13 protein-coding genes are annotated in these 17,990 nt (G+C 68.2%); 5 read left to right on the top strand and 8 right to left on the bottom strand.

All coding sequences use genetic code 11. The annotated features are described in order from the left end of the window. Positions 1-44 precede the first annotated feature (44 nt). Positions 45-710 carry a response regulator transcription factor gene (locus EV283_RS00750; protein WP_207223018.1) on the top strand — a complete coding sequence of 222 codons (666 nt, stop codon included), beginning with the start codon at positions 45-47 and terminating at the stop codon, positions 708-710. Further along, positions 700-2,109: a sensor histidine kinase gene (locus EV283_RS00745; RefSeq protein ID WP_130321936.1), complete on the top strand. Its 1,410-nt coding sequence runs from the start codon at positions 700-702 to the stop codon at positions 2,107-2,109. The genes EV283_RS00750 and EV283_RS00745 overlap by 11 nt, the downstream gene beginning before the upstream one ends. A gap of 63 nt (positions 2,110-2,172) precedes the next feature. Here the strand turns inward: EV283_RS00745 and xylA are convergent, their stop codons facing one another. From xylA to EV283_RS00730, 3 genes are read right to left on the bottom strand one after another with little or no spacing between them, the layout of a single operon-like run. Then, positions 2,173-3,480 carry a xylose isomerase gene (xylA, locus tag EV283_RS00740; RefSeq protein WP_130321934.1) on the bottom strand — a complete coding sequence of 436 codons (1,308 nt, stop codon included), beginning with the start codon at positions 3,478-3,480 and terminating at the stop codon, positions 2,173-2,175. 8 nt (positions 3,481-3,488) lie between these two features. Next, positions 3,489-4,934 carry a xylulokinase gene (gene xylB / locus EV283_RS00735; protein ID WP_130321932.1) on the bottom strand — a complete coding sequence of 482 codons (1,446 nt, stop codon included), beginning with the start codon at positions 4,932-4,934 and terminating at the stop codon, positions 3,489-3,491. Then, the gene (locus tag EV283_RS00730) at positions 4,934-6,070 is read right to left on the bottom strand and encodes a glycoside hydrolase family 43 protein (RefSeq protein WP_130321930.1); all 1,137 of its coding nucleotides are present in this window, start codon (positions 6,068-6,070) and stop codon (positions 4,934-4,936) included. The genes xylB and EV283_RS00730 overlap by 1 nt, the downstream gene beginning before the upstream one ends. Positions 6,071-6,306: 236 nt before the next feature. Here EV283_RS00730 and EV283_RS00725 point away from each other — a divergent pair, with 236 nt between their 5' ends. From EV283_RS00725 to EV283_RS00715, 3 genes are all read left to right on the top strand, one after another. Continuing rightward, positions 6,307-7,392, top strand: a complete 1,086-nt coding sequence (locus tag EV283_RS00725) for a LacI family DNA-binding transcriptional regulator (RefSeq protein ID WP_207223017.1) — start codon at positions 6,307-6,309, stop codon at positions 7,390-7,392. A gap of 134 nt (positions 7,393-7,526) precedes the next feature. After that, positions 7,527-9,305 carry an IlvD/Edd family dehydratase gene (locus EV283_RS00720; protein ID WP_107958655.1) on the top strand — a complete coding sequence of 593 codons (1,779 nt, stop codon included), beginning with the start codon at positions 7,527-7,529 and terminating at the stop codon, positions 9,303-9,305. Between the two features lie 70 nt (positions 9,306-9,375). Further along, positions 9,376-10,818: a sugar porter family MFS transporter gene (locus tag EV283_RS00715; RefSeq protein ID WP_082444987.1), complete on the top strand. Its 1,443-nt coding sequence runs from the start codon at positions 9,376-9,378 to the stop codon at positions 10,816-10,818. A gap of 205 nt (positions 10,819-11,023) precedes the next feature. Here the strand turns inward: EV283_RS00715 and EV283_RS00710 are convergent, their stop codons facing one another. The 5 genes from EV283_RS00710 to EV283_RS00690 all read right to left on the bottom strand — a co-directional run bounded on the left by EV283_RS00710 (position 11,024) and on the right by EV283_RS00690 (position 17,989). After that, the gene (locus tag EV283_RS00710; protein WP_130321928.1) at positions 11,024-11,929 is read right to left on the bottom strand and encodes an SMP-30/gluconolactonase/LRE family protein; all 906 of its coding nucleotides are present in this window, start codon (positions 11,927-11,929) and stop codon (positions 11,024-11,026) included. Next, a complete protein-coding gene (locus EV283_RS00705; RefSeq protein ID WP_130321926.1) occupies positions 11,920-12,726 on the bottom strand; it encodes an SDR family oxidoreductase in 807 nt (268 codons plus the stop codon). Before EV283_RS00705 ends, EV283_RS00710 begins: the two co-directional genes overlap by 10 nt. Beyond that, complete coding sequence (locus EV283_RS00700; RefSeq protein WP_130321924.1) at positions 12,723-13,865, bottom strand: fumarylacetoacetate hydrolase family protein; 1,143 nt, start codon at positions 13,863-13,865, stop codon at positions 12,723-12,725. Before EV283_RS00700 ends, EV283_RS00705 begins: the two co-directional genes overlap by 4 nt. Before the next feature lie 299 nt (positions 13,866-14,164). Continuing rightward, positions 14,165-16,150: a sialate O-acetylesterase gene (locus EV283_RS00695; protein WP_130321922.1), complete on the bottom strand. Its 1,986-nt coding sequence runs from the start codon at positions 16,148-16,150 to the stop codon at positions 14,165-14,167. 264 nt (positions 16,151-16,414) lie between these two features. Beyond that, entirely contained in the window at positions 16,415-17,989 is a 1,575-nt protein-coding gene (locus tag EV283_RS00690) for a glycoside hydrolase 43 family protein (protein WP_242615723.1), read from the bottom strand. Position 17,990 lies beyond the last annotated feature (1 nt).

Raw genomic sequence — 17,990 nt, 5'->3', positions numbered from 1 at the left:
GTGGAGTACGAACCGAAGCTGTCACCAACCTTTCACGGGTTTTCATGCGCATCCTGGTGATCGAGGACGACGCCGCGCTCGCGCGCAGCATCGCGGCGTTGCTGCGCGCGGGCGGCAACGCGGTCGATCATGTCGCGACCGGCGAGGATGCGCTGGCGGTGGTCGCGGGCGAACCCTATGCGCTGGTGATCCTCGATGTCGGGCTTCCCGGGATCGACGGCTTCACCGTGCTGGAGACGCTGCGGCGTCGCGGCGAGCGGGTCCCCGTGCTGATGCTGACCGCACGCGACGCGCTCGACGACCGGGTGCGCGGGCTCGATCTCGGCGCCGACGATTATCTACGCAAGCCGTTCGAGCCCGAGGAGCTCGAGGCGCGGGTGCGGGCGCTCGGCCGGCGACGCGGCGGCGATCCGCTGCCGATGCTCAGCGTCGGCACGCTGACCATCAACCGATCGACCGGCGACGCGGACATTGCCGGCCGCGCGCTCGACCTGCGTCGCCGCGAACGCGCGGTGCTGGAGGCGTTGGCGACGCGCGCCGGCCGGGTCGTGCCGCGCGAATTGCTGATCGGCGAGGTGTTCGGCTTCGACGAACCCGTCGGCGGCAACGCGATCGAGGTGCATGTCACGCGCCTGCGGACCAAGCTCGCGCCCGACGGTCCCGGCATCCGCACCGTCCGCGGCGTCGGCTACATGCTCGATGCCGGCTGAGACCGTTGTCACCGATCGGGGTGCCCCGGCGCTGCGAACGCGGCTGCTGGTCGCGGTGCTCGGGCCGTTGCTGGCCGCGGCGATCCTGATCGGCGTGGTCGGCGCCGCGCTGATCGCCGACGTCGTCCGCCGCACCAACGACCGCGTGCTCGCTGGCGCGCTCGGCGCGATCGCGGAGACGGTGCAGGTCGAACGCGGCGAAGTGACGCTGGACCTGCCCGCCGCCGCGTTCGGGATGCTGGAGAACACCGAACGCGACAATGTCTATTACCGGGTCGCGGTCGGCGGCGATCTGCTGACCGGCTATGCGGACCTGCCTGCGCCCGATCCCGCGACGCTCGCGGTCGACGTGCCGCGCTACCGCTTCGCCCGCTACCGCGACCAGCCGATCCGCATCGCCGAGGTGCGCCGGTCGCTGCCGCGCATCGACAAGCCCGTCATCGTCCAGATCGCCGAGACGCTCGACAATCGCGGTGCGCTCACCCGCCGGCTGATGCTCGCGCTGCTGATCGGCGAATGCGTGCTGGTAGGCGCCGCCGCGCTGTTGCTCCGGCCTGCGCTCGGCTGGTCGTTGCGCCCGCTCTCACGCCTGCGCGGCGCGGTGGAGGCGAGGGACAAGCGCGCTAGGCCCGATTTCTCGCCGCTCGACACTGGTCCGCTGCCCAGCGAACTCCGCCCGCTCGCCGGCGCGTTCGACCGTCTCCTCGCGCAGCTCGACACCGCCACCGTCGGCGTCCGCCGCTTCACCGCCGACGCCTCGCACCAGATGCGCACGCCGCTGTCCGTCCTGAAGGTCCAGGTGGCGCTCGCCCGCCGGGGATCGGAGGCCGAACGCCGCGACGCACTCGACGAGATCGCCGATGTCGCGGTCCGGCTCGAACGCCTCGTGACGCAGCTGCTCGCGCTCGCCCGCGCCGAGGAAGCGGGCGTCTCCGCGCCGCTCGAGACGGTCGACCTGCGCGAGGTCGCCGCCGCGGTCATCGCGCGGCAGATCAACCAGGCGATCCGCGCCGGCGTCGACCTGATCCTCGAGGGGGATGCGGAGACGCGCTACACCGTGGCGGGCCACCGCACGCTGATCTTCGAGATCCTGTCGAACCTGATCGACAACGGTATTCGCTACAACCGGCGCGGCGGGACGGTGTCGGTCTCGTTGCAGGCCGACGACGCGCGGATCGCGGTCGTCGTCGCCGATGACGGCCCGGGGATCATACCGGCTTACCGCGAAAAGGCGTTCGACCGCTTCGTCCGGCTGGGCCCCGCGAACAGCCCGGAGGGGAGTGGGCTTGGTCTGGCGATCGTCCGCTCGGCCGCGACTCGGCTGAACGCCACCGTCGGGTTCGTCGATGTCGATCGCGGCACGGCGATCATCCTGCGGTTCGCTCCGTCGCTCTCCTGATTGCCGTTTCAGTGTCCCGTCGAGCGGCGCGCGCGACGCTCGACGGGACCGATCGTCAGCCGATCACAGCACGCGGTTGATCAGGTTTTCGATCCGCTCCTGCTGGCCCGAAACCGGCTTCGGATCGATGCCGCGCTCGACCGCCAGGTCGGCGATGCCGGCAAGGTCCAGCCCGCCGATCGCGCCGCCGAACTCGCCGTCCCAGCCCGCATAGCGCTTGGCCTTGATCGCATCGATCCGGCCGTCCTCGATCAGCTTGGCCGCGTTCAGCAGGCCCTTCGCGACGACGTCGATCGCGCCGACATGGCCATAGAACAGGTCCGCCGGGTCCATGCTCTGGCGCCGCACCTTGGCGTCGAAGTTGAAGCCGCCGGTCGTGAACCCGCCTGCGCGGATGATCTCGAGATTGGCGAGCGTCAGTTCCTCGACCGAGTTGGGGAATTGATCCGTATCCCAGCCATTCTGCGGATCGCCGCGATTGGCATCGATCGACCCGAAGATCCCGAGCGCCGCCGCGGTCGCAATCTCGTGCTCGAAGGTGTGGCTGGCCAGCGTCGCATGGTTCGCCTCGATGTTCACCTTGACCTCGTTCTCCAGGCCATAGCGCTTGAGGAAACCGTACACCGTCGCGGTGTCGAAGTCGTACTGGTGCTTGGTCGGCTCGAACGGCTTCGGCTCGATCAGGATCGTGCCCGTGAAGCCGATCTTGTGCTTGTGCTCGACGACCAGGCTCAGGAAGCGGCCGAAATTGTCGAGCTCGCGCTTCATGTCGGTGTTGAGCAGCGTCTCATAGCCTTCGCGACCGCCCCACAGCACATAGTTCTGGCCACCCAGCCGGTGCGTCGCCTCGAGCGCGTCGCGCACCTGCATCGCGCCGAACGCGAACACTTCCGGATCCGGATTGGTCGCGCCGCCGGCTGCGAAGCGCGGGTGGCTGAACAGGTTGGCGGTGCCCCAGAGGAGCTTGCGACCCGAGCTGGCCTGGAGCTGCTCGAGATGGTCGACCGCTTCGGCGAAGAATTTGCGATGCTCGGTGATGTTGGCGGCGTCGGCCATCACGTCGACGTCGTGGAAGCAGTAATAGGGCACGTCGAGCGTCTTGAAGAAGTCGAACGCGACCTCGCGCTTCATCGCCGCGGCGGCGCTGTCATTGGCACCGCGATGCCAGGGCCGATCGAACGTGCCGCCGCCGAACACGTCGGAGCCGGGCCAGCAGAAGGTATGCCAGAAACACGCGGCGAACCGGAGATGATCCTCCATCCGCTTGCCAAGGAGCATCTTGTCCTTGTCGTAGAAGCGATAGGCCAGCTCGTTGGTGCTGTCGGGGCCCTCATATTTGATCTGGGGGATATCGGCGAAGAAGTCGGACATCGGGATTCCTACGATTTTGGAGTGATGCGGGAATAGGCTTGGCGGAACGCGGCCTTCTTTTCGGCGAGCGCCGAGACGAGGGCAGGGTCGGGGACGATGCTGTGCGAGACGGGGGGCGTGACGCAGACGCCGGCGGGGTCGCCGCCGTCGACGCCGAGCTGGGCAAGCCGTGCGGCGCCCAGCGCGGGGCCGACTTCGCCGCCCTGGAGATAGACGAGTTCGACCTCCATCGCCGCCGCGATCACCTCGCCCCAATAGCGAGAGCGTGCGCCGCCGCCGATGACCGCGAGCCGCTCGACGACGGTGCCCGCCTCGCGCAGCACGTCGAGACCGTCGGCGAGCGCGAACGCGACGCCTTCGAGCACTGCCTGCGACAGGCGACCGGCATCGGTGTCGTTGTCGAGACGGAGGAACGCACCGCGAACTTCGGGGTCGTTGTGCGGCGTGCGCTCACCCGACAGATAGGGGAGGAAGAGTTCGGGGCCGCTGGCGGGGCCGGCGGCTTCTGCCCGTGCGAACAGGTCGGCGGCGCCGGCGGCACCGGTGATCCGCGCGACCCAGTCGATGCACGACGCGGCCGACAGGTGCACCGACATCTGGTGCCACAGCCCCGGCAGCGCATGGCAGAAGGCATGGACCGCGCGATCGGGATTGGGGCGGAAGTCGCTGGTCGCGACGAAGATCACCCCCGACGTGCCGAGCGACAGCAACGCATCGCCGTCCGCGACCACGCCGACACCGACCGCGCCCGCCGCATTGTCGCCGCCGCCCGCCGCGACCGGCACCTGCCGCATCCCCCAGAGCTCGGCGACCGCGGCGGTCAGCGTGCCGGTGATCTGCGTGCCCTCGTACAGCCGCGGCATCTGCGCCTGTGTCAGTCCGCACGCGCCGAGCAGCGCGTCGCTCCAGCAGCGGCCACCGACGTCGAGCCACAAAGTGCCCGCGCTGTCGGACAGGTCCGAGGCCTTGTCGCCGGTCATCAGCAACCTGACATAATCCTTGGGCAGCAGCACGGTGGCGATCTTCGCGAAGACGTCCGGTTCATGCTCGCGCACCCACAGCAGTTTCGGCGCGGTGAAGCCTGGCATCGCGATGTTGCCCGCAATCGCGCGCAGGTCGGGAACGGCACGCTCCAGCGCGGCGCATTGTGCAAAGCTGCGGCCATCGTTCCACAGGATTGCCGGGCGCAGCGGACGGTCGTCGGCATCCAGCAGCGTCGCGCCGTGCATCTGGCCTGCGAGGCCGACACCGCGCACCGCGCGGCGGACGCTCGGGTCGATCGCCTGGACCGCCGCGGTGGTCGCCTGCCACCACGCATCGGGATCCTGTTCGGACCAGAGCGGGTGCGGCCGCTGCACGGTCAGTGCGGCCGTGCCCTGGCCGACCACGCTGCCATGCGAGTCGAGCACCACCGCCTTGACACCCGAGGTGCCGATATCGATTCCCAGGAACATCAGTTGACGAACGGATCGATGGTCGGGATCGAACCGTCGGCGGCGAACTTGAGCTCGGTCACCTTGACGTTGCGGAGGTGGTTTTTGTTGCTCAGCTGCGTGTCCGCATAGAACAGCCACCATTTCTTGTTCCATTCGACGATCGAATGGTGGCTCGTCCAGCCCTGCACCGGCTTCAGGATATGGCCCCGATAGGTGAACGGGCCATAGGGGTTGTCGCCGGTCGCATAGTTCAGGAAGTGCGTGTCGCCGGTCGAGTAGGTATAGTAATATGTGCCGCCGCGCTTGAAGACCCAGGATGCCTCGAAGAAGCGCTTCTCATGGTCGCCGCCGAGGACGGGCTTGCCGGCCTCGTCGAGGATCTGGACGTCGCGCGGCGTCTCGGCAAAGCTCTTCATGTCGGGGTTGAGCTTGGCGATCTTGCCCGACAGCGCGGGCTGGTCGTCCTTGCCGAGGTCCGTGTCCGAGCCGTTGGCGTCGAACTTGCCGTCCTTCCAGCGCTGGAGCTGGCCGCCCCAGATACCGCCGAAATACATGTAGCTGGTGCCGGTCGTATCGGTGAATACCGCCGGATCCATCGAGAAACTGCCGGCGATCGGCTTGGGATCGGCCTTGAACGGGCCGGTCGGGCTTTTCGAGGTCGCGACGCCGATCCGGAACGTGCCGAGGCCGTTCTTGTCGAGCTGCTTGTCGCGGACCGGGAAGTACAGGAAATAGGTGCCGTTCTTGTAGGCGGCATCGGGCGCCCACATCTGCTTCGATGCCCAGGGCACGTCCTTCACGTCGAGCGCGACGCCATTGACCTTCACCGGGCCGCCGATGCGGTCCATGCTCAGGACGCGGTAGTCGCGCATCGCATATTGGTTGCCGAGATCGTCGTCGCCGATGCCCGCATCGATGTCATGGCTGGGATAGACGTAGATCTTGCCGTTGAACACGTGCGCCGACGGATCGGCGGTATAGATGCTGCTGACCAGCGGCTGCGACAGATAGCGCTTGCCGTCGGGGCTGCGCGGCTCGCTCTTCGCAGTCCCTGGCGCGGACGGGGCGGTGGGCGCGGCGGTCTGCGCCAGCGCGACGCTGCCGGCGAGCAGCAGTGGCAAGCTCGCGGCGAGGGTGGGTAGACGAAGCTGCATGACCGTTCGATCCTTCCTAATGTGGGCGATCTTCTGCGAGATCTGCCATCCGCCTTATGGCGGAAATAGCGCTACCATAACAGCCCGTTCGGGCTGGGCAAGTGGACTTTGATGGTTGCGTTGCCGCGGATCGCTGCCGCCGTCGCGTGTAGGGAATGCCGGTCGCGACAGTCCAACGAGGGTCGAACGCCGAGGGCCATTTCCTGCGACGGGCGGTTGCGCTAACGCTACGCCAGATGGACACCATTCCCCCTCCCACGATCAGGCCGTCACGTCGCGCGGGCGGCGCACCCACGATCAGCGACGTGGCGCGTCGCGCCGGCGTTTCACCGATGACGGTGTCACGCGTCATCAATGGCGAAAGCAACGTCCGTCCGGTCACGCGCGACGCGGTGAACGCCGCGATCACCGCGTTGAACTATGCGCCCAACCCCGCCGCGCGCAGCCTCGCCGGGGCAGGGCAGACTCGGATCGGCCTGCTCTACAGCAACCCGAGCGCGGGCTTTCTCAGCGAGTTCCTGCTCGGCAGTCTCGATCAGGCGGCGCGCAGCGATGTCCAGATCATCGTCGAGAAATGCGACCTGGGCGAGCATGAGCTCGAGGTGACTCGGCATCTGATCGCCGGCGGGATCGACGGTATCGTCCTGCCGCCGCCCTTGTGCGAGGCCGAGGCGATCCTCGACCTGCTCGCCGAGGCGCGGATCCCGACGGTGTCGGTCGCCAGCGGCCGGCCATCCGACGATGTCCTGGCGGTCCGGATCGACGACCGCGAGGCGGCGCTGACGATGACCCGCCACATCATGGCGCTCGGCCATCGCCGGATCGGCTTCATCACCGGCAATCCCAATTTGTCGGCCAGCGCGCGTCGCCTCGAAGGCTATGGCGCCGCGTTGCAGGAAGCGGGGATCGCGGTCGACGAGACGCTGATCCAGCCCGGGCTCTACACCTACCGGTCGGGGCTCGACGCTGCCGAGGCGCTGCTCGCGCTGCCCGAGCCGCCGACCGCGATCTTCTCATCCAACGACGACATGGCCGCCGCCACCGTCGCGGTCGCGCATCGCCGCGGGCTCGACGTTCCGGGCGACCTGACCGTGTGCGGGTTCGACGACACGATCATGTCGACCGCGATCTGGCCCGAACTCACGACGGTCTATCAGCCGATCGCGGACATGGCGCGAATCGCGGTCGAGATGCTCGTCGCCGCGATTCGTCGCCCGGCCAGCGTTGCGACCGCCGATCGCCACCGGCTGCTCGATTACACGCTGATCCGTCGCCAGTCGGACGCCGCACCGCGGCGGCGGCCGCGCGCGGACCAGGCGTGATCCGCGTCCGAAAAGCGCGATAGACCGATGCTCGATGCCGACGTAGCGCGCTTGACGTCGGCAGTGAAGATGGTAGCGATACCAGTATTAACGTGCGCCGACTGATCGGCGACGGCCCAGCAGGAGAGTTTCGCGTGCAACGGCAACCGGTTCGGCCCTTCCGATCGCGTGACTGGTTCGCGGACCCCGCGCGCTCGGACATGACCGCGCTCTATCTCGAGCGATTCATGAACTACGGTCTTACCCCGGCGGAACTCCGCTCGGGACGGCCGATCATCGGCATCGCGCAGACCGGCAGCGATCTGTCGCCGTGCAACCGCATCCACCTCGATCTCGCACGCCGCGTCCGCGACGGCATCCGCGACGCAGGCGGGATCGCGATGGAATTCCCCGTCCATCCGATCTTCGAGAATTGCCGCCGGCCGACCGCCGCGCTCGATCGCAACCTTGCTTATCTCGGCCTCGTCGAGACGTTGTACGGCTATCCGATCGACGCGGTCGTGCTCACCACCGGCTGCGACAAGACCACGCCGTCGGGGATCATGGCGGCATCGACCGTGGATATCCCCGCGATCGTGCTGTCGGGCGGGCCTATGCTCGATGGCTGGCACGAGGGCGAGCTGGTCGGGTCGGGCACCGTCATCTGGCGATCGCGGCGCAAGCTCGCGGCGGGTGAGATCGACGAGGAGGAGTTTCTCCAGCGCGCCACCGACAGCGCGCCGTCGGCCGGCCATTGCAACACGATGGGCACCGCCTCGACCATGAACGCGGTCGCCGAGGCGCTTGGGCTGTCGCTCACCGGCTGCGCGGCGATCCCCGCGCCGTACCGCGAACGCGGCCAGTTCGCGTATGAGACCGGGCGGCGGATCGTCGACATGGCGTATGAGGACCTGCGCCCCTCGCGGATCCTCAGCCGCGAGAGTTTCCTCAACGCGATCCGGGTCGTCACCGCGATCGGCGGATCGTCGAACGCGCAGCCGCACATCCATGCGATGGCCAAGCATGCGGGAATCGAGATCACCGCCGCCGACTGGTCAGACTACGGCTACGACCTGCCGTTGCTGGTCGACGTGCAGCCCGCCGGGCGCTTCCTAGGCGAGCGGTTCCACCGGGCCGGTGGCGTGCCCGCGGTGCTGAGCGAGTTGCTCGCGGCGGGCCGGCTCGACGGCGATTGCCTGACCGTGACCGGCCGGACGCTGGCCGAGAACATCACCGGCCGAGTCGCCACCGACCGCGAGGTGATCCGCGCCTATGACACGCCGCTGAAGGAACAGGCGGGCTTCCTCGTGCTCTCGGGCAATTTGTTCGACGTCGCGATCATGAAGACCAGCGTGATCTCGCCCGCGTTCCGCGCGCGCTATCTGGAGCGCACCGGCGCCGAGGACGTGTTCGAATCGCGTGCGATCGTGTTCGAAGGGTCGGACGATTATCATCACCGGATCAACGATCCCGCGCTCGACATCGACGAGGATTGCATGCTCGTCATCCGCGGGGCGGGGCCGATCGGCTGGCCCGGCTCGGCGGAGGTCGTCAACATGCAGCCGCCCGATCATCTGATCCAGCGCGGCATCATGACGCTGCCGACGCTCGGCGACGGGCGCCAGTCGGGCACGTCGGACAGCCCGTCGATCCTGAACGCCAGCCCGGAGAGCGCGGTCGGCGGCGGCCTGTCCTGGCTGCGGACCGGCGACATCATCCGCATCGACCTCAAGGCGGGGCGGTGCGACGCGCTGGTCGACGCGGACGAGATCGCGCGGCGGCGCGGCGAACCGGCGCCGCCGATACCGCCGAGCAATACGCCTTGGGAGGAGCTGTACCGCGAAAAGACCGGACAGCTCGCCGATGGCGCGGTGCTCGATTTCGCGGTCAAATATCGCGGCATTGCGGCGCGCACGCCGCGCCATAATCACTGACCGCTTCGACTACCAAAACCAAGACAGACGACACCAGGCCGCAACGGTCGGCGCACAGGAGAGGAACAACATGGCGAATATGCACAGTGGAGATCCGGGAGCGGGATTGCAGGGGAACGCCGCGGTCAACCACGGCTTCATCGCCGCGATCGTCGCGGTGGCGACGATCGGCGGGTTCATGTTCGGCTATGACTCGGGTGTCATCAACGGCACGCAAAAGGGTCTCGAAGCCGCCTTCGGCCTCGGTCGGCTCGGGATCGGCGTCAATGTCGGCGCGATCCTCGTCGGCTCGGCGGTCGGTGCGTTCGGCGCCGGGCGGATGGCCGACGCGATCGGCCGTCGCAACGTCATGATGCTCGCCGCCGCGCTGTTCCTGTTCAGCGCGCTGCTGGCCGGGGCTGCGACTGGCTCCGGTATCTTCATCTTCGCGCGCATCATCGGCGGCCTGGGCGTCGGCGCGGCCAGCGTCATCTCGCCGGTCTACATCTCGGAGGTCACGCCGGCGTCGATCCGCGGCCGCCTGTCGAGCGTCCAGCAGGTCATGATCATCTCCGGCCTGACCGGTGCGTTCGTCGCCAACTTCGCGCTCGCGCGCTATGCCGGCGGCTCGACCGCCGATTTCTGGCTCGGCTATCCCGCCTGGCGCTGGATGTTCTGGCTGCAGGCGATCCCGGCCGCGATCTATTTCCTCGCGCTGCTCGTGATCCCGGAAAGCCCGCGCTTCCTGGTCGCCAAGGGCCGCGAAGCCGAGGCGCATGTCGTGCTCACGCGGCTGTTCGGTACCGCCGAGGCGGACCGCAAGGTCGTCGAGATCCGCAATTCGCTCGCCGCCGATCATCACAAGCCCAAGCTCAGCGACCTGGTCGACAAGACCACGGGCAAGATCCGGCCGATTTTGTGGGCCGGCATCGGCCTCGCCGTGTTCCAGCAGCTCGTCGGCATCAACGTCGTCTTCTATTACGGTGCCGTGCTGTGGGAAGCGGTCGGCTTCACCGAAGACAACGCGCTGCAGATCAACATCCTGTCGGGTGTCCTGTCGATCGCCGCCTGCCTGTTCACGATCGCGACCGTCGACCGGATCGGTCGCAAGCCGCTGCTGCTGGTCGGCTCGGCGGGCATGGCCGTCACGCTGGCCGTGGTCGCCTATGCGTTCTCGACCGCGGTGACGGGGGCGGACGGCGCGGTGTCGCTGCCCGGCCATAACGGCATGATCGCGCTGGTCGCGGCCAACCTGTACGTCATCTTCTTCAACGCGAGCTGGGGCCCGGTGATGTGGGTGATGCTCGGCGAGATGTTCCCGAACCAGATCCGCGGATCGGGTCTGGCGGTATCCGGCTTCGCGCAGTGGATCGCCAACGCCGCGATCTCGGTCAGCTTCCCTGCACTCGCGCTGTCGCCCGGCCTGGCGGTGACCTATGCCGGCTACGCGTTCTTCGCCGCGATCTCGTTCTTCTTCGTGAAGGCGCTGGTCAACGAAACGCGCGGTCGCGAACTCGAGGACATGACCGGCTGATCGTCGCTCCTCCCCCGCAAGGGGGAGGTGGCTGGCACTTGCCAGACGGAGGGGGAGGGAAGGGCGACAGCCGTTCGGTGTCCTCCCCCTCCGCCACCTTCGGTGCCACCTCCCCCTGGCGGGGGAGGATCGGATAGGGCCAAACGAAAAAGGGCACCGCGGATCGATCCGCGGTGCCCTTTTTCGTTCGACGGCGCCGTTTCGGTCAGGCGATGCGGCGGCCCGCTATCGTCGCGACACGGTGCGCCGGCTGGCCTGCCACCCCCGCATCGAACGCGAACACGTCGCCCGCATAGGGCTGGAGCGCACGGTGCTCGTCCGACAGGCCCTTGGCCGCCGTGGTCGCATAGGCGGTGCGGCCATTGGGGCCACCGATCGCGATCTTGGTGACGTTGGAGACGGGCAGGCGGATCTCGGCGACCTGTTCCCCGTCGGGTGCATAGCGTCGCACGCACCAGCCGCCATAGAAGGACACCCAGACATGGCCCTCGGCATCGACGATCGGTCCGTCGGGATAGCCCTGCGTCGCGACGTCGACCGCCGCGAAGATGCGCGTGTCGGCAAGGCTGCCATCCTCGCGGATCGTGCAGGCGTGGATCGTGCCCGCCAGCGTGTCGCAGTGATACAGCGTGGCGCCATCGGTGGAGATGGCGGGTCCGTTGGTGATCACGATGCCGTCGACGACCGGCGCCACGCCATCCGCATCCGCGCGGTAGATCAGCCCGGACGCCGCGCTCTCGCCATCGTCCATCGACCCGAACCAGAGCCGCCCCGCGGCATCGACGGTCGAATCGTTCAGGCGGTTGCCAGGCGAGTCCGGCTCGACGACGTGGAGGTGCGTGAAGCTGCCATCGGCGGGGTCGAACCGGTGCAGCCCGGTCTGCAATCCGGCGAGCATGCCGCCGTCCGCCATCGGCTGGACCCAGCCGACCTGCGCGGGGGCGGTCCATGTCGCGTGATCGCCGGTCGCGGGCGTGAAGCGGTGGACGCGGTGCTGCTTGATGTCGACGAACCAGAGCGCATCGTCGAACCACAACGGCCCTTCGCCCAGCATCGCGCCGACGCCCAGCACGCGTTCCACGCCACCGGTTACATCGCCGATTACCGCCATCCTGCATCCACCCAATAATTATGTCCCGTGCACATACGCGCATCGTCGGACGCGAGAAACAGCGCCATCGCGGCGATGTCCGACGGCTGGATCCGGCCGTCGATGCATTGCGCGTCGACGATCGCGGCCTCGCCCTCGGGCGTGTACCATTTCTCCTGGCGCGGCGTCTGGACGTTGCCGGGGATGATCGCGTTGACGCGGATGCAGTCGCGGCCGAGATCGCGTGCCAGGCTGCGCGTGAGCCCCTCGATCGCTGCCTTGGCGGTCTGGTAGAGGATCAGGTCCTTCATGCCGAGGTGCCAGCTGATCGATCCGAAATTGACGATGGCGCCGCCACCGGCTGCCTTCATCGACGGCACCACCGCCTGCGCGGCGAAGAACAGATGCCGCAGATTGACGTTCATCCGCTGATCCCAATAGGCCGGGGTCACCTCGTCGATCGTGTGGCGGTCGTCATTGGCCGCGTTGTTCAGCAGGATGTCGACCCCACCGAGCTGGTCGATCATCGTCTTGAACGTGACGTCCAGCGCGTCGATGTCGGTCAGGTCGAGCGGGTGGAAGATCGGGGCATGCTCCGCCCCGGCGGACAGGCGCTCGACCAGCGCCATGCTGTCGGCCTGCGCCACGTCGACGAACGCGACCCGCGCGCCTTGCGCCACGAATCCCTCAACCAGCCCGGCACCGATGCCCGACCCGCCGCCGGTGATGATGACTCGCTTGTTCCTGAGCGATGGGTAGACGGCGCCTTCGTGGCGACCGGCGGTTTTCTGCAGCACGCTGTTCTCCGAATGGGTCATGCCGACAACAGCCCGCGTGCGGCGAGGTTGCGCATCAGCGCTACCAGGCCGAACTCCCAGGGCGCTGCGGCCTTCGATGTGGTGACGGTGTTGATGAGGCGGCCAAGCCCGGGCGCGGCGATCGCGACGGTATCGCCCGACTTGTGCGTGAAGCCCCGACCGACATCGTCGCGATCCTTGGTCGGCGCGAACAGCGTGCCCAGAAACAGGACGAACCCATCGGGATATTGGTGCTCGCTCAGCGCCTGTCGGACGAGCTCCTCGGGATCGCGGCTGATCTGGCTCATCGAGCTGGCACCGTCGAGGACATAGCCGTCGGTGCCCTCGATACGCAGCGCGACTTCGGCGCGGCGGACATCGTCGATCGTGAAGGAGTCGTCGAACAGGCGCATGAACGCGCCGAGCGAGCAGGACGCGTTATTGTCCTTCGCCTTGCCGAGCAGCAGTGCGGAACGCCCCTCGAAATCGCGCAGGTTGACGTCGTTGCCGATCGTCGCGCCGACGATGCGGGCATCGGGCGCCACCAGCAGCACGATCTCGGGCTCGGGGTTGTTCCAGGTCGAATCGGAGCGCACGCCGATGTCCGCGCCCCAGCCGACCGTCGACAGCGACGGCGCCTTGGTGAAGATCTCCGCATCCGGGCCGATCGCCACCTCGAGATATTGCGACCAGAGTCCCTCCTCGATCAGCGCGGTCTTCAGCGCCGCCGCCTCGGGCGTGCCGGGCACGACGCGCGCCAGTCCGCCGCCGATCCGGTCCTCGAGCCGCGCGCGCACCGCGGTCGCCGCCCCCGCATCGCCGCGCGCCTGTTCCTCGATCACGCGTTCGAGCGCGGATACCGCGAAGGTGACGCCGGCAGCCTTGACGCACTGCACATCGATCGGGCTGAGCAGCCGCGGCACGCCGCCGACCGACAGGCCGAGCGTATCGAGATCGCCGATCGCTTCGCCGGCAGTCGGATCGAGCAGGTCGCGCGCGACGAGTTCGGCGACGGTCGGTGCGACCTTGCTCATGTCGAACACGATGCCGCCGGCGACGATAACGGGCGTGGGGCCTTCGCCGCGGTCGATCCGGCCGATCCAGCGCGCGGTGCGCCAGTCGGGTCCAAGGGCGTCGAGGGTATCGAAAGCGAATGTCACGGCAACATCTCCGGCAGGGCTGTATCAGGCGAAAAATCGGTGGTCAGGTGGCACGGACATGCCTCCGTCACGTAGCTTTGGTCGACGTGCCAACGTCACCGCGCGATGCGGCAGATCGGTAAAGTCCTCTCCTCCGCCGGTTATTGGCGGTAGCGGTACCATTACCGATACACCGGCGTGTTTTGCAAGGTCGTCCAACTGCTCGCCGCGCGGATCCGACTGCCGCGGGTGTTCCAGGCAGCGTGATGCGCCGGCAGCCTGGACGATCAGCACGCATCGCGTTTCTCCTTCGTGTCACGTCAGGGCAGCGCGATCTCGAACGGCCCCACCGGCAGCTGTGCGTCGTCGGCCAGGTTGACCACCGGGCTGTCCGCCCAGCCATAGCGGACTCGGACAACCGGCTTGCCGTCCGTGGCGAGCGTCACGCGGTCGCCTTGCGCGATGCCGTCGGCATAGCGGCAGCTGCCGACCTCTGCCCCGCAGAGTTCGAACCCGATCGGCCCGCGTGCGGCCTGCGCGTGCAGCGCGCCGGTCACGCCGGTGAAGCGCAGCGTCACGCTGCCATCGGGCATGCGGCTTGCCGATGCGATGCCCGGCCCGGCCGGCGCGCGCGCGCCATACGCCAAAGGACGCAGGACGCGCGCGAGCCGCTGGCCCACCGCATGCTTCTCGCCCGGATGGATGTCGAGCGGATCGCCCAGGTCGATCGTCACCGCGACACCGGCATGCCCGTCGCGGGCGGCCATCAGCCGCTGCGCCTCGCGGACCTCCGCCCAGCCGCTCTCGCCCGGCGCGATCGGCGGCGTGCCGTAATTGGCGAGCTGGGCGATCGCCAGCGGGATCGCCGGCCCGCCGAACTGCTGGCGCCAGCCGCGCGTCATCGCCGTCAGCCGCGTCTCGTATCCGGGCAGCCCGGTGTCGGATTCGCCCTGGTACCACGCGATCCCCGCGAGCGCGGTCGCCCCGATCGGCGCGATCATCCCGTTGTACAGCGTGCCCGCGCCGTTGATGTCGTCCCATGGTGACCGCGGGGCATTGCCCGCCACGCGCTTTGCGATCGCGTAGCGCCAGCCGTCGCCGATCGGCACCGCGCTACCGTCCGCCAGCGTCAGCATCATCGCCGCCGCCGGCCCGGTCATGCCGCCATAGGCATAGACGTCGTCGTCGTTGACGGTGATGACGTTGCGCCCCGCCTTCAGCAGCCCCGCGGGTAGCGGATAGACGCGCGCGCGGCCGGCGTTGCTGTTGCCGCCGACGCCGATCCCGTTGACCCAGGTGCGATCCGCGTCGTCGACCACGCCGATCGCCAGCGTCGCCGCGCCGCGCGCCTGTTCCGCGGTCAACGTCACGACGCGCTGATACCAGACCATCCCGTTATAGTCGGCGAGCGCGGGGACGCCCCATTGCTCGAAATTGCCGATGTGCGGCACCGGTTTCCAGTCGATCGTCGAGTCGGGCTGCCAGGGCTCGCGTCCCGGCGCATCGCCGGTGCCGCGTCGCCACCAGTCTTCCCAGATCGTCGACGCGCCGCGCTCGGCCGCGACCGGATCCGTCGCGTGCAGCGCGAGCAGGTCCGCCGCGCGCGCCAGCCCCGCGGATCGCAGCGCAGTGTCGCTCATCCATGCGCTGATCCGCGATCCGCCCCAGCTTGCGTGGATTGCACCGATCGGTACCCGCTCGCTCCGCCGGAGCGCCTGCACCATGTAGAAGCATGCCGCCGAGAACCCCGGGACCGTATCCGGCCCGGCCGCCGCCCACTGCGGCATCGCGGCGAACCGTGCGAGCGGAGTCTCGCTGGTCGCCTTGGCGATCGTGACGAGGCGGAGCTGGTCGTCGAGCGCTGGATGCGCATCGGGGATCAGGTCCTGCGCGGCATTGACGGGCAATTCCATGTTGCTCTGGCCCGAACACAGGAACACGTCGCCGATCAGCAGGTCGCGGATGGTCGTCACGCCGGCGGATGCCGTCAACGTCAGGTCGTAGGGACCGCCCGCGGCAAGCGGTTCGAGGCGCAGCGTAAACCGACCGTTGCGATCCGCCGTAGCGGTCGCGGTGCGCGTGCTCAGCCGCGCGGTGACCGGCCGGCCCGGCACGCTCCGCCCGCGCAGCAGGATCGGCTGGCCCCGCTGCACGACGCCGTGATCGCCGACCAGACCGTCCAGGCTGGGGGCGGTGTCCGGAGCCGCAGCGACCGCCGCGGCGGCCAAACCGATCGTAACGAAGGATGCGGTGATCCCGGACAGGACGGTCGACGCAGCCCTGGTCGTCGATTGATAGCCTATCATCCTCACTCTCCCCCTGCGCGCCCACCGCCCCGACGTTCGGCGGGAAGGCGTTTCGAGCGATCCATTCTTATCGGCACTCCGTCATGCATCGCACACCGGCAGCGCCATGGTATCGCTCACACGAATTTTATACTCCGACAAAGGTCCGCGGCAACTCTTTTCTACCGATGCCTGCCTTGCCGGGTCGGACCAGATTGCCGCCCCTGACATAGAAGAAGAGCGAGCGGTGCCGAGGGTCCGTCACGACGATCTGACAGGGGAGGGCTACTGTTTTCCCCGACCGTCGAGCGTAACCGAGTCGATGTCGAGATACCCGCCACGACCGGCCGGATTGTAGCAGAATAGGCTGAACTGCTGGCCCTGGAACGTGCCGGTTTGCCAGTCGAAAGCGAGCGGGAAGCGCGGGCCGAGCGGCGTGAACGTCGTGCCGTCGGTGCTGTACGCCACTGCGCCGGTGTCATCGCCAAAATCCATCTCGGTCCGCAGCGTTAGCTGGGTACCGCGGACGGTCACGACTGGGCTCTCCCGGACGATGCGCTGGATCGTCGCCTTTGCAGGGCCGGCGACATCCTCGATAATGCGCATCGACACCGTCAGTCGTCCCTGCGCGTCGCGGCCGAGCGCGATGCCGCCGCTATATTTGCCGAAGACGCCCGCCCCGCATTGATCGCCGTGCGCGATGTGACTGGCGTCGAGCCGGACCGTGGTACGGCTCCACGGTGCCTGCCCCTTCTGGAGCAGCGTGTTGCGTGCGGTCCAGACCGATCTGCCAGGCGCTGCATTCAGCCGCAGGAAGCCGGGTCTGGCGGTCAGCGACCAGCGGTCGGGGAGGGGGTTGTGATTCCACTGCCATTGCAGGCCGAGCCTGGTCTGCGCGAAATCGTCGGAGGCGGCGGGCGTTTCCACAGGCATGCCCTGGATCGGCTTGCGTGCGGTGGCGGGGACCCGGTTCGGCGCCTCGGGCGTGCCCCAGATCGGCCAACCGTCGCGCCAGTGGATCGGGCTGATGTTCGTCGTTCGCCCGATCGCGCCCGCGTCGATCATCACGAACCCGTAATCGCTGCCATCGGCGAGATCGACGATCGCGCCCTGATGCCCGCCGCTGGTGTCGTCGATCTGGTTGCGCGTCTCCCACGGCCCGGCCAGCGCGGTGGCGCGCGACACCGTCAGCCCCAGCCGATGCGGGATCGCGTTGAACAGGTAGTAATATTTGCCGCGCCGGACGAGCTTCGATCCTTCGGCGCCCTTGCTATAGTGGATCACGCGCCGGGCGGTGATCCGCCGCAGCGTTGGGTCGAGGCTGAGAAGCGTCTCGGTCCCGTCGCTGCTGCTCGCGGTCGCGATATAGGCAGATCCGTCATCGTCGAAGAACAGCCCCGGATCGAACGCGGCCTCGCTCAGCCGGTTCATCGTCCAGGGCCCGCGGACGTCGCGGGCACGGTAGATCCGAGTCGGCTCGCCGACCGGCGTGACCGCGACATAGAACATCCCGTCGTGATGCCGCAGGCTGGGGGCGAAGATACCGCGGCGGTACGACCCGCCGGCCTGCAGGTCATATTCCGGGCGGCCGCTCAGCGTGTCGACGACATGCGACGCGAACCGCCAGTTCACCAGATCCCGGGAGGTCAGGATCGTCAGCCCCGGCACGTCGGCAAACGTGCTCGTGATGAAATAGAAGACGTCGCCGACGCGGATGATGTCGGGATCGGGATAATCGGCGTTCAGCGGCGGGTTGGCGAAGGTCCCGTCACCGCGATCGGATTGCCACGCCTGCGCCGCGGCGATCATCGGGGATGCGATCAGCGCCGCCGCTATCAGCCAAGCGCCCGTGCCACGCATC

Source organism: Sphingomonas sp. BK036, from assembly GCF_004216825.1.
Taxonomy (GTDB): domain Bacteria; phylum Pseudomonadota; class Alphaproteobacteria; order Sphingomonadales; family Sphingomonadaceae; genus Sphingomonas.
Note: the sequence above shows the minus strand (reverse complement) of the source record. Positions and strands in the feature narration are given on the sequence as shown.

Bases quoted from the DNA above. Each gene is read 5' to 3' on its own strand.
- EV283_RS00710 (WP_130321928.1), bottom strand. From the start codon at position 11,929: ATGGCGGTAATCGGCGATGTAACCGGTGGCGTGGAACGCGTGCTGGGC.
- EV283_RS00705 (WP_130321926.1), bottom strand. From the start codon at position 12,726: ATGACCCATTCGGAGAACAGCGTGCTGCAGAAAACCGCCGGTCGCCAC.
- EV283_RS00750 (WP_207223018.1), top strand. From the start codon at position 45: ATGCGCATCCTGGTGATCGAGGACGACGCCGCGCTCGCGCGCAGCATC.
- EV283_RS00745 (WP_130321936.1), top strand. From the start codon at position 700: ATGCCGGCTGAGACCGTTGTCACCGATCGGGGTGCCCCGGCGCTGCGA.
- EV283_RS00730 (WP_130321930.1), bottom strand. From the start codon at position 6,070: ATGCAGCTTCGTCTACCCACCCTCGCCGCGAGCTTGCCACTGCTGCTC.
- EV283_RS00690 (WP_242615723.1), bottom strand. From the start codon at position 17,989: ATGCGTGGCACGGGCGCTTGGCTGATAGCGGCGGCGCTGATCGCATCC.
- xylA (WP_130321934.1), bottom strand. From the start codon at position 3,480: ATGTCCGACTTCTTCGCCGATATCCCCCAGATCAAATATGAGGGCCCC.
- EV283_RS00695 (WP_130321922.1), bottom strand. From the start codon at position 16,150: ATGATAGGCTATCAATCGACGACCAGGGCTGCGTCGACCGTCCTGTCC.
- xylB (WP_130321932.1), bottom strand. From the start codon at position 4,934: ATGTTCCTGGGAATCGATATCGGCACCTCGGGTGTCAAGGCGGTGGTG.
- EV283_RS00725 (WP_207223017.1), top strand. From the start codon at position 6,307: ATGGACACCATTCCCCCTCCCACGATCAGGCCGTCACGTCGCGCGGGC.
- EV283_RS00715 (WP_082444987.1), top strand. From the start codon at position 9,376: ATGGCGAATATGCACAGTGGAGATCCGGGAGCGGGATTGCAGGGGAAC.